We start from the raw sequence: 16,427 nt of genomic DNA, 5'->3' as shown, positions 1-16,427 counted from the left end.
GAGGTTGAAAATGGCCATGGCTTACCCCGACAACGACAGCGACTTCAGTGACCAGGACCCGCAGGAAACCCGGGAATGGCTCGACGCCCTGGGTTCCACCCTCGACGCCTGCGGCCCGGAGCGCGCCCGCTACCTGCTCAAGCGCCTGGAAGAATATGCCAGCGAACACGGCATCAGCCGCGAGGCCCAGGCCTTTTCCGCCTACCGCAACACCCTCTCCCTGGAGCAACAGGGCAGCTACCCCGGTGATCTGCCGCTGGAAGAGCGCATCACCGGGTTACTGCGCTGGAACGCCCTGGCCATGGTGGTTCGCGCCAACCAGGCCTACGGCGAACTGGGTGGGCATATCGCCAGTTACGCGTCGGCGGCGGAAATCTTCGAGGTGGGGTTCCAGCACTTCTTCCGCGGGGATGGCGACGATGGCCAGCGCAATGCCGACCTGGTGTTCTTCCAGCCACACTCGGCGCCCGGGGTGTATGCCAGGGCGTTTCTCGAAGGGCGCCTGAGTGAAGAGCAACTGGCCAACTACCGCCAGGAAATCAACGGCCCCGGCCTGTGCTCCTACCCCCATCCGTGGCTGATGCCGGACTTCTGGCAATTCCCCACCGGGTCCATGGGCATCGGCCCCATCAGCGCGGTGTACCAGGCGCGGTTCATGCGCTATTTGCAACACCGTGGCCTGAAGCAGACCGATGGGCGCCACGTCTGGGGCGTGTTCGGCGATGGCGAGATGGACGAGCCGGAATCCATCGCCGGCCTGTCCCTGGCCGCCCGGGAGCAATTGGACAACCTGACCTTCATCGTCAATTGCAACCTGCAACGCCTCGACGGCCCGGTGCGCGGTAACGGCCAGATCATCCAGGAACTGGAAGCGTTGTTCGCCGGTGCTGGCTGGAACGTGATCAAAGTCCTGTGGGGTTCGGAGTGGGATGCGCTGTTCGCCCGCGACACCGAACATGTGCTGCTCAAGCGCCTGGCGGCGACCCCCGACGGTGAATTCCAGACCCTCGGCGCCCATGACGGCGCGTATAACCTGGAGCACTTCTTCCAGAAGGACCCGAACGTCCGGCGCCTGGTGGAGCACATGAGCGCCGAGGAGATCAACGCCCTCAAGCGCGGCGGGCACGACTTGCGCAAACTCTACGCCGCCTTTGCCGCCGCCAAGGCCTGCAAGGGCCGCCCGACCGTGATTCTGGCCAAGACCAAGAAAGGCTTTGGCATCGGCGCCGCCAGCGAGTCGCGAATGACCGCGCACCAGGCGAAAAAGCTCGATATCACTGCCCTGCTGACCTTCCGTGACCGCTTCCACCTGCCGCTGACGGATGAGGACGTCGAGCAACTGCGCTTCTATCGTCCGCCGGAAAACAGCCCGGAAATGCGCTACCTGCATGCCCGGCGCCAGGCCCTGGGCGGGCCATTGCCGGCGCGCAAGCACCAGGCGCCAACGATCCCGGTGCCGCCGCTGGACGTCACCGCAAGCTTTGCCTTGCAGGCCGAGGGCAAGGAGATGTCGACCACCATGGCCGCCGTGCGCCTACTCACCGCCTGGCTCAAGGCCCCGCAACTGGGACCACGGGTGGTGCCGATCGTCGCCGATGAAGCGCGCACCTTCGGCATGGCCAGCCTGTTTCGGCAGATCGGCATTTACTCGCCCCACGGGCAGTTGTACGAGCCGGAAGACAGCGGCTCGATCCTGTCTTATCGCGAATCGCGCAATGGCCAGTTGCTGGAAGAAGGCATCACCGAGGCCGGTGCCCTGTCGTCCTGGGTCGCGGCGGCCACCTCCTATTCGGTGCACGGCGAGCCGATGCTGCCGGTGTACATCTACTACTCGATGTTCGGCTTCCAGCGGGTCGGCGACCTGATCTGGGCTGCCGCCGACCAGCGCTCCCGGGGCATTTTGCTGGGGGCGACCGCCGGCCGCACCACCCTGGGTGGCGAAGGCTTGCAGCACCAGGACGGTTCCAGCCTGGTGATGGCCTCGATGGTGCCCAACTGCCGCGCCTGGGACCCGTGCTTTGCCGGGGAGCTGGCGGTGATCCTCGACCACGCTGCGCGCCGCCTGCTGGAGGAACAGTGCGACGAGTTCCACTACGTGGCGGTGATGAATGAGAACTACCCCCAGCCATCGATCGATGCCGACCGGCACGACGATATCCTGCGCGGCCTGTACCGCTATTCGAGCAGCAGCACGGAGGCTTCGCGGATTCGCCTGCGGCTGCTGGGCTCCGGGACCATCCTGCGGGAGGTGATCGAAGCCAGCGCGATCCTGGCCCGGGACTGGAACATCGACAGCGAGGTGTTCAGCGCCACCAGCTTCAGCGAACTGGCACGCCAGGCTCGCGAAGTCGAGCGCGACAATCGCCTGCAGGCCGGCGCCCAACGCAGCAGCCAACTGGATAAATACCTGGGCGGCACACAGCCGGTCATCGCCGCCACCGACTACATCCGCGCCTGGCCCCAACTGATCGCCCAATACCTGGAAGCGCCCTACACCACCCTGGGCACCGACGGTTTCGGGCGCAGCGATAATCGCCACAACCTCAGGGAGTTCTTTGAGGTGGACCGGTACAGCATTGTCATTGCCGGCTTGAAAAGCCTGGTGGACCACGACGGCCTCGACCCTGGCGTACTCGCCGAGGCGATCCGGCGCTACAAACCCGACCCCGCGCGCACCGCGCCCTGGGATCGCTGAATCACCTGCAACCCCTTATGAATCGTTACCCACAGGAGTGGAACCCCCATGAGTCGTATCAACAACACAACCACCCGCCTGCTCAGCGCCATGATCCTCGCTGGCCTGTCCTGCCATACGCTGGCGGCCGACAGCATCAGGATCGGCATCGCCGGCCCCAAGACCGGCCCGGTGGCGCAGTACGGTGACATGCAGTTCAGCGGTGCCCGCATGGCCATCGAGCAAATCAACGCCAAGGGTGGCGTCGACGGCAAGCAACTGGTGGCCGTGGAATACGACGATGCCTGCGACCCCAAGCAAGCGGTGGCGGTGGCCAACAAAGTGGTCAACGACGGCATCAAGTTCGTGGTCGGCCACCTGTGCTCCAGCTCGACCCAACCGGCGTCTGACATCTACGAAGACGAAGGCATCGTCATGATTACCCCGGCCGCCACCAGCCCGGAACTGACGGCGCGCGGCTACCGGATGATCTTCCGCACCATCGGCCTGGACAACGCCCAGGGCCCGGCTGCGGCGCGCTACATCACGGGCCTGAAACCGGCCAGCGTCGCGGTCCTGCACGACAAGCAGCAATACGGCGAAGGCATCGCCACCTCGGTCCGCGACATCCTGGGCAAGGAAGGCATCAAGGTTGCGATGTTCGAAGGCCTCAACGTCGGCGAGCGCGACTATTCCTCGATCCTGACCCGACTCAAGCAGGCCAATGTCGACTTCGTGTATTTCGGCGGCTACCACCCGGAAATGGGCCTGCTGCTGCGCCAGGCCAGGGAAAAAGGCCTCACCGCCCGCTTCATGGGGCCTGAAGGCGTGGGTAACGACTCCATCTCGCAGATCGCCAAGGACGCCTCGGAAGGCATGCTGGTGACCCTCCCTAAATCCTTCGACCAGGACCCGGCCAACCAGGCTCTGGTGCAAGCCTTCGAAGCGAAGCAGGAAAACCCTACCGGGCCGTTTGTCCTGCCCACCTATTCGGCGGTCGAAGTGATTGCCGGCGCCATCGCGGCGGCCAAGAGCGAAGACCCGGAGAAAGTGGCCGAGGCGATCCATGGCGGCACCTTCAAGACCCCGACCGGGGACCTGAGCTTCGATGAGAAAGGCGACCTCAAGGACTTCAAATTCGTGGTCTACGAATGGCACTACGGCAAGCCAAAGACCGTGGCCGAACACAGCGCAGGGCTCTGACCGATCCGCTGTGCAAGCCGGCCCGCCTGGCTTGCACAGTCGTTGCACAACCTCCCGCCGCACCCGCCCCCCATCGTCACCCTCAAGACTCCTGAGCAACAGGCGCAAGCCATCCGTTGCAGCTGGGAGAGATCGCTGGAACGTATACTCGGACCTTCAGCCCGTTAACCGGTTGCGCGACGCATCAAACTGGACATCATCGACTTCAAGGAGAAATCTGCAATGCAGAGCACCGCCCGTACCATCGAGCACTACATTCTGGCCAAGGATGGCAACCGTCCCGATCTTCTGCGTCAATGCTTTGCTGCCCATGCAACCCTTGAAATGGTTGTGCGCACAGGTGCCATCTCATTCCCCCCGACGGTCGACGGCCGGGCCGGCATCGCCGACATATTGGTACGCCGCTTCGGCCAGACCTACGAAAACGTCTACACCTTCTGTCTTGGTGCCCCACCAACGACAGGCGCGACCACACATAGATGCAAATGGCTGGTCGGCATGTCAGTCAAGGCCACTGGCGAACTGCGCGTAGGCTGCGGGGACTATCTTTGGCGGTTCCTGCCGGAATCAGGGCTCGCAGAACACCTGAGCATTACGATCGAGCACATGCAGGCTTGTCCTGCACAGGACCTGGAACCGGTGATGGATTGGCTACAGCGCCTCAATTATCCATGGTGCCTGCCAGGCGACATGATGGCTGCGGCGCCGCCGCTTGGTGCCCTTGATCAGGTGATTGAATACCTTGAAGGCTGAGCGGCAATGACCGGCTGCCCAAGGTCCGCCTGAGTGTCCGGCTCCCACGGAGCCGGTATTTCAGTCAGCGGCGGGCGCTGTTGCAGCGTCCGCTCCCCATTGGGCATCGGGGTTTCAGTCCCTGCGTTTCTCGATGCACTCACGGCGCAGGGTCAGGTTGTTGATGTCCATGCAACTGACCGCGTAATCATCGTCATCGCCTTTGTTCTTGCCCTTGTTCTTGGACTTGTCGCAATTGCCGTTGGCATTGCAATTGCCTTTGCCTTTGTTGTCGTTGTCATAATCGCTGTTGTTCTTGAGACAGTTCCTGAGCTCACTCGCACTGTCCGCATCATCACAATCGGAACCTGCAAATGACATCGATGGCAACGTCAGGGACAACATGAAGGTGCAGGCAAGTGCCGCTACGATTCGCATATCTGGACTCCTCGGTAGAATGCTTTAACCGGCGAAGGTTACGTTGCTCCGCAACGTCTGACTATAGCAAACACCCGAAAACTACAGTCCGCACACCCCTGCCCTGCTGGCGGCAACGCCAACCGCATGCCCTGACGCGCCACGGCCCTGGGGAGCATGGCTCGCCAAGGCCGTGTGCCTGATCGGAGCAGTCCGCGAACAGTTACGCCGCAGGAATCAAACCCTCACATTGCGCGCCGGTGCCGACGTACGCTGGCGTGTTTCCCAGGCATCGGCCAGCCCCACCGGTGCATCGGAGGCCGGTAGCGTCTGGCGTCCGCGAATCAGGTCGCTGGCGCGCTCGGCGAGCATGATGGTGGGCGCATTGAGGTTGCCGTTGGGCTCCGTCGGGAACACCGACGAGTCGACCACCCGCAGCCCCGCGATGCCCCGAACCCGCAGGTCGGAATCGACCACCGCCATGTCGTCCTCGCCCATGCGGCAAGAGCCACACGGATGGTAGGTGCTCTCCAGGTTGTCACGCACGAACGCATCGATCTCGGCATCGGTATTGACCAGGGGGCCGGGGGCAATCTCGCCGTCACGGAAGCTATCCATCGCCGGCTGGCCGATGATCTCCCGGGTCAGGCGGATGCAACGGCGGAAACCTTCGCGGTCCTCTTCGCGTTGCAGGTAATTGAACTGGATCAGCGGGTGCTCGTACGGGTCGGCGGAACGCACGCGCACGTAGCCGCGGCTCTTGGGTTTGTTCGGCCCGGTGAGCACCATGAAGCCGTGGCCCTTGATCGGTTTGTTGCCGTCGTAGCGCATGGCCGCGGGCAGGAAGTGGAACTGGATGTCCGGCCAGCGCAGCCCTTCCTCGGAACGGATGAAACCACCGGCCTCGAAATGGTTGGTGGCGCCCAGGCCATCCTTGAACAACAGCCAGCGCAGGCCGATCAACAGCTTGCTCAGCGGGTCCATCTTGCTGTTGAGGGTGACCGGTTGCTTGCAGCCGAACTGGATGTAGACCTCGGCGTGATCCTGCAGGTTCTCGCCGACGCCCGGCAGGTCATGCAGCAACTCGACCCCGGCGGTGCGCAGTACCTCGGCCGGGCCGATGCCGGAACGTTGCAGCAGGTGCGGCGAACCGATCGGCCCGGCCGACACGAGGATTTCCCGCTTGCAGCGCACCTCATGGGTCTGGCCCTGATGGTCGTAGAGAATGCCCACCGCGCGCTTGCCCTCGAAGACTATCCGCCGGGTCATTGCCTTGGTGATCACCGTCAGGTTCGGGCGCCCCATGGCCGGGCGCAGGTAGGCGTTGGCCGTGGAGCAGCGCACGCCGTTCTTCACGGTCATGTGCATGGCGCCGAAGCCTTCCTGCATGAAGCCGTTGCAGTCGTCGGTCTTGATGTACCCCGCTTGGGCACCGGCTTCGACCCAGGCGCCATACAGCGGGTTCTTCATGTTGTTGCCGTTGGTGGTGTGCAAGGGCCCGCTTTGCCCTCGATAGCTGTCGCCACCCGCTTCATAGCTCTCTGCCCGCTTGAAGTACGGCAGGCAATTGCGGTAGCCCCAGCCCTGGGCGCCGAGCGACTCCCATTCATCGAAGTCGTAGGCGTGGCCGCGGATGTACACCAGGCCATTGATCGAGGACGAGCCTCCCAGCACTTTGCCGCGCGGACAGTGGATGCGACGCCCGTTGAGGTAAGGCTCCGGCTCGGTTTCGTAGCGCCAGTTGTACTTCTTGGTGTTCATCGGGATCGAAAAGGCACTGGGCATCTGGATCACCACACTCTTGTCGCTACCGCCGAATTCCAGGACCAGCACCGAGGTGGCCGCATCCTCGCTCAGGCGGTTGGCCAGCACACAACCTGCCGAACCGGCGCCGATGATGATGTAGTCGTATTGTTGGATGGCCATGGTTATCTCCCGACCTTCGATTCAGTGAATGCGGACGACGTGCGCTGGGTCAGCGAGTCACCGGTGGTGTATTGCGGCGAGGTGATTTCGATGTGCTGGATCACCGCTTCTTCGCGTTTCAGGTCGATGGAGCGGCTGAACCAGTAGTACACCAGCCCCGACACGATCAGCCCGACGAGCCAGGCGATGTCGATACTGCCCAGGGCCTTGGCGAGCGGCCCGACATACACCTCGCGCTGCTCGACGCCGTCGTAGATGTAGAAGAACGGGATCATGGAGATGAAGCCGATCGCGTACGCCGCGATGCCGCGCAGGCCCCAGCTGCCGTAGATGTTGCCGTGGGGCATGAAGAAGTGCGGGATGGCGTAGCGGCCCTTGCGCACGAAGAAGTAGTCAGTGAGGTTGACCGAGGTCCACGGCACCAGGAAGTACAGCATCACCACCAGGTAGATACCCAGCACCGACAAGCCCTTGCCGCTGCTCTGGATGCTCAGGGCCACGCCCAGTTGCAGCAGGATCACGAACGCAATGGCCAGGATCCGCGCCTTGCGGGTCGGCTCGATGTGCCAGATGGAGTCGACGCAGGTCAGCGTGGTCAGCTTCGCGCTGTAGATGTTCATGGCGATCACCGGCAGGAACGCCAGGATGGTAATCACCACCACCGCCGTGCCCATCAATGGCGATACGGTGTTGCCCACTTGCCCCAGGGCCACCAGCACATCGGTGGAGTGCAGGTGATCGGCCAGCCAGCCACCCACCGAGATCATCCAGGCACCGGACAGCGAGGCCCCGAGAAACACCACGGCGATCAGTTTGCCGCTGGAGGTGTTCTTCGGCAGGTAGCGCGAATAGTCGGACACGTAAGGGGCGTAGGCGATGTTGTAGCTGGCTGCCGCCGCGAACTGGGCGATAAAGCCGGTCCAGTTGAAGCCCAGGGGGGCTGCCTCTGCCTCGCCGGCCGCGAGTACCGGCAACGGCGCATCGGGCACCCACCCCATCATCACGGCCAGGGTCACCAGGCCGTACAGAGGGATCGACAGACACAACGCCCATTTGAAGCTGCGGTGCATCCAGTCATGGCCGAGGATCGCCAGGACCGCCGCCGGGAGGGTCACCGCCACGGCCACCACCACGGGATTGAAACCGAAGAGCGTGTGCAGGCCCTGCATCATCAGCACCAGGTTGACGATGTTGAAACCGGCGAACACAAACAGCGTCGCCAACAGCACCAGGATCACTCCGCGATAGCCGAACTGCGCGCGGGACTGGATCATCTGCGGCAGGCCCAGGTGCGGGCCCTGGGAGCCGTGAAAGGCCATGAACAGCGTGCCGAACATGATGCCCAGCGTGCCGGCCAGGGTGGTCCACAAGGCAGTCAGGCCAACACTGGGGCCAACGAAGCCGATGGTCATGGTAAAGAAGGTGAAGTTGCCGAGGAACCAGAACGGGCCCTGGCTCGACAGCTTGTCGCTGCGTTCGTTTTCGGGGATGAAGTCAATCGAATGCCCCTCGATGACAGGCTGATCATCGCGAAGGGACACGCTCGGGGCGGGCTTGGCGTCAATGTTCATGATGGACTCTTATTGTTGGAAGATCATGACGGAATAACTGCGTTCCTTGCGATGAGCGACCTTGTGGCGAGGGAGCAAGCTCGCGCTGGACTGCGTAGCAGGCCCATTTTTTTGGGGCCGCTTCGCGACCCAGCGCGAGCTTGCTCCCTCGCCACAGGTGCAGTGTGCTTAAGGCAGCGTGATCCAGACTGCCTTGGTTTCGAGCAGATAATCGAGCTGCTCTGCGCCCAGGTCCTTGCCGAACCCGGACTGCTTGTAGCCGCCGAACGGCATCGACGGATCGAGGGTGCCGTGGGCGTTGACGTAGACCGAGCCTGCCTTGAGGCGCGGGATCAGGCTGTGCACCTTGCCCAGGTCATTGGAATACAGGGCTGCCGCCAGGCCGTAAGGCGAGTCGTTGGCCAGGGCCAGGGCCTCTTCCTCATCGTCGAACGGTGCCGTGACCAGCACCGGGCCGAAGATCTCTTCCTGGACGATGCGCATGTCATTGCGGCAGTGGGCGAAGATGGTCGGTTCGACGAAGTAGCCCGGGCCATCGACGGGTTGACCACCGTAGACCAGTGTGGCGCCCTCCTGCTTGCCGGTTTCGATGTACTCGCTCACGCGCTGCTTTTGCAGGGCCGAGACCAGCGGACCGATGAAGCAGTCCGGATCCATGCCGGGGGCCATTTTCAAGGTGCGCGTATAGGCGATCAGTTCGCGCAGGAATTCGTCATAGACGCTGCTATGAATATAGGCCCGCGTGCCGGCATCGCATACCTGTCCGGAGTTGAAAAACACGCCGTTGGCGACCGCTTGAGCCGCGGCGGGAATGTCCGCATCGGCAAGCACGATCACCGGCGATTTCCCACCCAGTTCCAGGGTCAGGCGCTTCATCTCGTCCAGCGCGGCGCGGCCGACGGTACGGCCTACCGGGGTGGAACCGGTGAAGGTCAGCTTGTCGATGCCCGGGTGCGTGGCCATGGCCGCGCCGACCACGCTGCCGCGACCGGTGACGATGTTGATCACCCCGTCCGGAATGCCCGCTTCCTGCACCAGTTCGGCGAACCGCAGGGCCGACAGCGACGTCAGTTCGGCGGGCTTGACCACCACCGTGCAACCGGTTGCCAAGGCGGCACCGAGCTTCCAGGCCATGGTCTGCAACGGGAAGTTCCAGGGCACGATGGCGCCGACCACGCCCACTGCTTCCTTGCGGGTATAGGCCAGGTAGTTGCCCGGCAGCGAAGGTTCGACGGTGCGCCCGTGCAGCTTGGTGGCCCAGCCGGCGAAGTAACGCAGGGTATCGACCGTGCCCTGGATATCGACGTCCCGGGCGAAGGCCACGGATTTGCCCATGTCGATCGACTCGATTTCGGCAAGCTCAGCGGCGTTGGCTTCGATCAGGTCGGCCAGGCGCTGGATCATCCGCTCGCGTTCGGCGGGTTTGGCCTGGCGCCAGGCGCCACCGTCGAACTGGGCACGGGCGGCTTGCACGGCGCGATCCAGGTCCTCGGTGGTGCCCATGGGAATGCGTGTGATCAGGCCCTCGGTGGATGGCTCGATGACGTCGGAGGTCTGCCCGTCGCTGGCCTCGACCCATTGGCCTGCGATGAACATCTTCTGGACCTTGCCGAGGAAGGTCTGGGTGGCTTCGCTGACGCCGTATTTCTGCAGGTAGTGCTTGACGATCGTGTCCATTTTTATTCTCTCTGCCCGGCAGTCAGGTGCTGCCGGGTCATTGTGGTTCGATGATCGATCCGGTCCTTGATCAGGCCGGGGTGGCTTCACTCTCGGCCGCACGCACTTTGGCCCGCTCGTGGAAGATGAAACCGATGCTATTGAGCAGCAGTTGGGCGGCGAGGATCGAGGTCATGCCGCTTGGGTCGTAGACCGGGGCGACCTCCACCAGGTCCATGCCGACGATGTTGCCCTGGCTGCGCTTGGCCAGGGCCTGGATGATTTCCAGCACTTCGTAGTACAGGAACCCACCATGGCTCGGGGTGCCGGTGCCGGGGGCGATGGACGGATCGAAGCCGTCGATGTCGATGGTGATGTAGTAGTTGATGTTCTGCGGGATCAGCGCCAGCACGCCTTCGACACCGAGGCGGCGCACATCGCGCACCGAGAGGATCTTCGAGCCGGCCTCGTGGGCCGCTTCGTAGTCATCGCGGTTGGAGGACGACACGTTGCGAATGCCCATCTGGGTCATGCCGACGATGTGGTTCATTTCCGAGGCGCGGCGCAGCGGGTTGCCATGGCCGTAGCGCACGCCATGACGCTCGTCGACGAAGTCCAGGTGCGCATCGAAGTGAATGATGTGGATCGGCCCGCGACCCTCGAACGCCTTGATCACCGGGGCATGTACCGAGTGATCGCCGCCGAGCACCACCGGCATCACGCCGGCATCGAGAATCTTGCGCACCGCGTATTCGGTGTTGGCGTTACTGGTGGCCATGTCGGTGTGCACGATATCGGCATCACCAACGTCCACCATGCGTACGTCGGCGGCGGTGAGGTACATCACGTCATCTTCGTGGTCATAGGCGCCGGCGTGACCGAAGGAGAACAGCGTCGATGCCTCGCGAATCCCCCGTGGTCCGAAGCGTGCGCCGGAGCGCCACTGGGTGCCCATGTCGTTGGGCACGCCAAGGATCGCCACGTCGGCATCCAGCGCATCCCAATCGGTGCACACCGGGGATTTGCCAAAGGTGCAGTGCCCCACGAATGGCAGGTTCAGACGACCGGATTCATAACCATTGTTCGACATTTCTAGCCTCTCCACTTCTTGTTATCGGCCAGGCGGACTGCAAGGCGACCGCCGTTGGAGTGACTATGGGCGCAGGTTTTCGTGGAAAAAATGCTAAACATCAGATACTCATATCGGCGTTACCGATGCATCCACACGCGGGAGGTCCAAGGTGATCCAGCTGCACGATGTCGATCTGAAGTTGCTCAGAGTGTTTGCCACGATTGTCAGGTGCGGGGGCTTTTCCGCCGCGCAGGCGGCGTTGAATGCGGGCCAGTCGACCATCAGCGAACAGATGACGCATCTGGAAACCCGGCTCGGGGTCAAGCTCTGCCAACGCGGGCGCAGCGGCTTTCGCCTGACCGAGCAAGGCGTGGCCATCCATGAAGCCACCCAGCGCCTGCTCTCGGCAGTGGAGAACTTCTGCATGGACGCCGACGTGCTCAAGCAGCACATCAGCGGCAAGCTCAACCTGGGGATCATCGACACCACCATCACCGACCCGGACTCACCGATTCCACGGACCACCCAGCGTTTCGTCTCCCGGGGGCATGACGTGCACCTGAACGTGTACGTCGGCACCCCCGCCGAACTGGAGGAGCGTGTGCTCGATGGCCGCTTGCACCTGGCCATCGGGCACTTCCCGATCCATGTGCCCGGCCTGTTGCAGGCGCCGCTGTACCAGGAAGCCCTGGGCCTCTATTGCGGGCGCCGTCACCCGCTCTATGGCAGCCAGGCCGAACGTGACGAACTGCTGACCGAAATCGGCAGCAGCCGGATTGTCGCCCGGGGCTACATGCAGCAGTACGACCTGGAACACCTGGGCGTCAGCAAGGCCGCCGCCACCGTGGACAACATCGAGGCCCTGGCGATCCTGATCATTTCCGGCGCCTACCTGGGGTTTCTGCCCGTGCACTTCGCCTCCCAGTGGGTCAAGACCGGTGAGATGCAGCAACTGGCGCCGTCGAGCCTGCAGTTGATGTCCCCTTTCGACGTCATCACCCGGCGCGGTATTGCCCCGCCGCCGATCCTCGAGGCCTTCCTCGAGGACCTGGCCGCCTGTTCGCGCAAGGCCGGCCTCCCCCGGGAGAAATAATCCGCCCGGCACGCTCGCCACCGTCGAGCGTGCCCCGGCATACTGATTCACGCAGATTCCATGCCCACCCTTGCAGGCCACCCATGCGCATCCATGTCACCTTCATCGACCGCGTCGGCATCACCCAGGAAGTGCTGGCCCTGCTCGGTCGCCGCAGTTTCAACCTGGACGCCGTCGAGATGGTGCCGCCCAACGTCTACATCGACGCCCCGACCCTCGACGCCGATGTACTGGAAGAGTTGCGCGAAGCCTTTCTGGGCGTACAGGGCGTGCAGGCGGTGACGGTGGTCGACATGCTCCCGGGGCAACGGCGACGCCTGCAGCTCGATGCCTTGCTGGCGGCCAGCGCCGACCCGGTCATGGCGGTGGATGGCCGCGGCCATGTGCTGCTGGCCAACCCGGCCTTGATCGCCCTGTGCGGGCGGGAACCGGCCGGCGAGCCACTGACCGCGCTGTTCGATGACCCGTCCTTGCAAGCCACCCTGATCGAACGCGGCTTCCGCCTGCCCATGGGTGAAGTGAGCCTGGGCGGCCAGACGCTGCTGCTCGATGCCATGCCGATCAGCGACGCCGGCGAGTCTGGCAGCCCGGCACTGGCCGGCGGCTTGCTGACCCTGTACCTGCCCGCGCGCATCTCCAAATGCGTGGCCGCCCTGCACCACGACCACGCTGCCGGGTTCGATGCATTGCTGGGCGATTCGCCTCCGGTGCGCGCCCTCAAGGCCCGGGCCCAGCGCGTGGCAACCCTGGACGCGCCGCTGCTGATCCAGGGTGAAACCGGTACCGGCAAGGAGCTGGTGGCCCGCGCCTGCCATGCCATCAGCCCACGGCGCGATGCGCCCTTCCTCGCGCTCAACTGTGCGGCCATGCCCGAGAGCCTGGCCGAAAGCGAGCTGTTCGGCTACGCCCCGGGCGCCTTCACCGGAGCCCAGCGCGGCGGCAAGCTCGGCCTGCTGGAACTGGCGGACCTGGGCACGGTGTTCCTCGACGAAGTCGGTGAAATGTCACCCTACCTGCAGGCCAAGTTGCTGCGCTTTCTCAGCGATGGCTGTTTCCGGCGCATCGGCGGTGATCGTGAGGTCAGGGTCAATGTGCGCGTCCTCAGCGCAACCCACCGCGACCTGGAAAAAATGGTCAGTGAAGGCAGCTTTCGCGAAGACCTGTTCTACCGCCTGAATGTGCTCAACCTGCAAGTGCCGCCGCTGCGCGAGCGCGGGCATGACATCCTGTTGATGGCCCAGCACTTCATGCAGCAAGCCTGCGCGCAGATCCAGCGCCCCCCGTGTCGACTGGCCCCCGCCACCTTCCCGGCGCTGCTGGGCAACCGCTGGCCGGGCAACGTGCGGCAACTGCAGAACGTGATCTTCCGTGCCGCCGCCATTTGCGAGAACCCCTTGGTGGACATCGACGACCTGGACATCGCCAGGACCGCCGTCGCGCGCCAGAACACCGACGAAGTCGGGAGCCTGGGCGATGCCGTCGAAGGCTTTGAACGCAACCTGCTGCAACAGCTCTACCGCAGTTACCCCTCCAGCCGGCTACTGGCTACCCGCCTGCAAACCTCCCACAGCGCGATCGCCACCCGCTTGCGCAAATACGGCATTCCGGAAAAGCACTGACCGCTGTCTGCAAATCGATACAACGTAGCGAAGTCGACACGCACGCTATCGCCCTTCATTCAGGCCCCTCTCCCGCCCTGCCCAGATACCTGGCCCATCCCCTGTGGGAGCGGGCTCGCCCGCGAAAGCAATGGTCGGCTAACACCCATACCTGATGCGCAGACACCATCGCCCACACCCCGTCCGTTCCACGACCGTGCCCGGAGCACTGTATTGATTTCACTACACAACAGTTCGATATGACTTGAAGAATTAACGTCATCTTATTGTTTTATAACGAATAAATAGAACTGGCATCGCCCTTGCTCTAAACCCTCACGCCAGGCGCCTCTTCCAGGACAAGCCTGGCAATTGCCGTCCGCCATACGCAGCGGGCGAGTCAGAACAATGGGGAGTGGATATGAGCAACCTGCGTTTTACCGTCGATCACGAATGGCTGCGTCTTGAGTCCGATGGCTCGATCACCGTCGGCATCACCCCGTTTGCCCAGCAGGCACTCGGCGATGTGGTCTTCGTCCAGGTGCCCGAGTTGCGGGCCTACCGTGCCGGCGAAGAAGTGGCCGTGCTGGAATCGGTGAAAGCCGCCAGCAACATCGGCATGCCACTGGACGGGCGAGTGGTGGATGTCAACGCCACCCTGGAAACCTCGCCAGAGTTGGTCAACGAGGACGCACTGGGGGCTGGCTGGTTCTTCCGCCTGCACCCCGACGACACCGACGCCATGCACCACCTGCTCGACCAGAGCGCCTACGAGCGCCTGATCAACGACCAGGACCACGGCTAAAGGCATTGATTGCCCGCCACATCGGCCATCCAACACGCACCATCGAGGACCGCACCATGTTCAGTAAACACGACCGGCTCACTGGCTACGACGACGAACTGCTGGCGGCAATGAATGCCGAGGAGGCGCGGCAAGAACACCACATCGAATTGATCGCCTCGGAAAACTACACCAGCCAGCGCGTCATGCAGGCCCAAGGCAGCGGCCTGACCAACAAGTACGCCGAAGGTTATCCGGGCAAGCGCTACTACGGTGGTTGCGAGCACGTCGATGTGGTCGAGCAGTTGGCCATCGACCGCGCCAAGCAACTGTTCGGTGCCGACTACGCCAACGTCCAGCCACACTCCGGCAGCCAGGCCAACGCGGCGGTCTATCTGGCCCTGCTGCAAACCGGCGACACCGTGCTGGGCATGAGCCTGGCCCACGGCGGGCACCTGACCCACGGTGCCAAGGTCAGCTTCTCCGGCAAGCTCTACAACGCGGTGCAATACGGCATCGACACCGACACCGGCCTGATCGACTACGACGAAGTCGAGCGCCTGGCGGTCGAGCATCAGCCGAAAATGATCATCGCCGGCTTCTCCGCTTACTCCAAGACCCTGGACTTCCCGCGCTTCCGCCAGATCGCCGACAAAGTCGGCGCTTATCTCTTTGTTGATATGGCCCACGTTGCCGGTCTGGTGGCTGCAGGCCTGTACCCGAATCCGATTCCGTTCGCCGACGTGGTGACGACCACCACCCACAAGACCCTGCGCGGTCCTCGGGGTGGCTTGATTCTGGCCAGGTCGAACCCGGAGCTGGAGAAAAAACTCAACGCCGCGGTGTTCCCCGGAGGCCAGGGCGGCCCGCTGATGCACGTGATCGCCGCCAAGGCCGTGTGCTTCAAGGAAGCACTGGAGCCAGGCTTCAAGGTGTATCAGCAACACGTGATCGACAACGCCCAGGCGATGGCCAAGGTGTTTATCGAACGCGGCTACGATGTCGTGTCTGGTGGCACCGACAATCACCTGTTCCTGGTCAGCCTGATCCGCCAGGGCCTGACCGGCAAGGATGCCGACGCGGCACTGGGCCGTGCCGGCATCACCGTGAACAAGAACGCCGTACCGAACGACCCGCAGTCGCCGTTCGTGACCTCGGGCCTGCGCATCGGCACCCCGGCCGTGACCTCGCGTGGTTTCAAGGTGGCCCAGTGCGTTGAGCTGGCCGGCTGGATCTGCGACATCCTCGATCACCTCGGCGATGCCGATGTCGAGGCACAGGTTGCCAGGCAGGCCGCCGCGATGTGCCTGGACTTCCCCGTCTACCGCAACTGATCGGCAGCGGGAGGCGCACGCCTCCCGCATTGCCCCCGACAGCTTGCCCCTCTCATCTATCAAGGACACCGCACAGGAGAACGCTTGTGGACTCATCAGGCAACAGCCCGGCAACCGTGCAAGTGGGCATCAAACTGCGCGGCGCCGACAAGGTGGCGCGGATTCCGGTGAAGATCATCCCCACCGATGAACTGCCACGCAAACCCGACTGGATTCGCGTGCGCATCCCGGCGTCCCCGGAAGTCGACCGGATCAAGGCCCTACTGCGCAAACACAAGCTGCACAGCGTTTGCGAAGAAGCCTCCTGCCCGAACCTGGGCGAGTGTTTCTCCGGCGGTACCGCGACCTTCATGATCATGGGCGACAT

The 16,427-nt window shown here is 63.5% G+C and carries 12 protein-coding genes and 1 pseudogene; 8 read left to right on the top strand and 5 right to left on the bottom strand.

Annotation, left to right across the window (positions count from 1 at the left end; all coding sequences use genetic code 11):
* The first annotated feature begins 10 nt into the window (after positions 1–10).
* The 3 genes from mdeB (at position 11) to AC3WQN_RS04795 (ending at position 4,630) form a co-directional block, all read left to right on the top strand.
* On the top strand, positions 11–2,695 hold the full coding sequence (gene mdeB / locus AC3WQN_RS04805) for an alpha-ketoglutarate dehydrogenase (protein WP_218277366.1): 2,685 nt from the start codon (positions 11–13) through the stop codon (positions 2,693–2,695).
* Positions 2,696–2,743: 48 nt separating this feature from the next.
* Positions 2,744–3,877 (top strand): branched-chain amino acid ABC transporter substrate-binding protein, encoded by a 1,134-nt coding sequence (locus AC3WQN_RS04800; RefSeq protein ID WP_103401637.1) that lies wholly within the window; start codon positions 2,744–2,746, stop codon positions 3,875–3,877.
* Positions 3,878–4,099: 222 nt separating this feature from the next.
* Positions 4,100–4,630, top strand: coding sequence for a hypothetical protein (locus AC3WQN_RS04795; protein WP_095146592.1), 531 nt, complete (start codon positions 4,100–4,102; stop codon positions 4,628–4,630).
* A gap of 114 nt (positions 4,631–4,744) precedes the next feature.
* Here the strand turns inward: AC3WQN_RS04795 and AC3WQN_RS04790 are convergent, their stop codons facing one another.
* The 5 genes from AC3WQN_RS04790 to speB all read right to left on the bottom strand — a co-directional run bounded on the left by AC3WQN_RS04790 (position 4,745) and on the right by speB (position 11,269).
* Positions 4,745–5,047, bottom strand: coding sequence for a hypothetical protein (locus tag AC3WQN_RS04790; protein WP_095146593.1), 303 nt, complete (start codon positions 5,045–5,047; stop codon positions 4,745–4,747).
* Positions 5,048–5,263: 216 nt separating this feature from the next.
* Positions 5,264–6,952 carry a choline dehydrogenase gene (gene betA, locus AC3WQN_RS04785; protein ID WP_095146594.1) on the bottom strand — a complete coding sequence of 563 codons (1,689 nt, stop codon included), beginning with the start codon at positions 6,950–6,952 and terminating at the stop codon, positions 5,264–5,266.
* Between the two features lie 2 nt (positions 6,953–6,954).
* A complete protein-coding gene (locus AC3WQN_RS04780; RefSeq protein ID WP_103401636.1) occupies positions 6,955–8,523 on the bottom strand; it encodes a purine-cytosine permease family protein in 1,569 nt (522 codons plus the stop codon).
* Positions 8,524–8,691: 168 nt separating this feature from the next.
* Positions 8,692–10,200 carry an aldehyde dehydrogenase family protein gene (locus tag AC3WQN_RS04775; protein WP_103401635.1) on the bottom strand — a complete coding sequence of 503 codons (1,509 nt, stop codon included), beginning with the start codon at positions 10,198–10,200 and terminating at the stop codon, positions 8,692–8,694.
* 70 nt (positions 10,201–10,270) lie between these two features.
* Complete coding sequence (gene speB / locus AC3WQN_RS04770) at positions 10,271–11,269, bottom strand: agmatinase (RefSeq protein WP_103401634.1); 999 nt, start codon at positions 11,267–11,269, stop codon at positions 10,271–10,273.
* A 151-nt stretch (positions 11,270–11,420) separates the two neighbouring features.
* Here speB and AC3WQN_RS04765 point away from each other — a divergent pair, with 151 nt between their 5' ends.
* The 5 genes and pseudogenes from AC3WQN_RS04765 to AC3WQN_RS04745 form a co-directional block, all read left to right on the top strand.
* On the top strand, positions 11,421–12,344 hold the full coding sequence (locus tag AC3WQN_RS04765) for a LysR family transcriptional regulator (protein WP_103401633.1): 924 nt from the start codon (positions 11,421–11,423) through the stop codon (positions 12,342–12,344).
* Between the two features lie 83 nt (positions 12,345–12,427).
* Complete coding sequence (gene gcsR / locus AC3WQN_RS04760) at positions 12,428–13,963, top strand: transcriptional regulator GcsR (RefSeq protein WP_103401632.1); 1,536 nt, start codon at positions 12,428–12,430, stop codon at positions 13,961–13,963.
* A gap of 400 nt (positions 13,964–14,363) precedes the next feature.
* A complete protein-coding gene (gene gcvH, locus AC3WQN_RS04755) occupies positions 14,364–14,747 on the top strand; it encodes a glycine cleavage system protein GcvH (protein ID WP_095146599.1) in 384 nt (127 codons plus the stop codon).
* Between the two features lie 56 nt (positions 14,748–14,803).
* Positions 14,804–16,060, top strand: coding sequence for a serine hydroxymethyltransferase (gene glyA / locus AC3WQN_RS04750; RefSeq protein WP_103401649.1), 1,257 nt, complete (start codon positions 14,804–14,806; stop codon positions 16,058–16,060).
* An 86-nt stretch (positions 16,061–16,146) separates the two neighbouring features.
* A pseudogene (locus tag AC3WQN_RS04745) lies at positions 16,147–16,427 on the top strand (lipoyl synthase); the annotation flags it as partial.

This window comes from Pseudomonas sp. FW300-N1A1 (genome assembly GCF_058789115.1).
The sequence above is the reverse complement of the archived record's forward strand: the minus strand, read 5'-3'. Positions and strand labels throughout refer to the sequence as shown.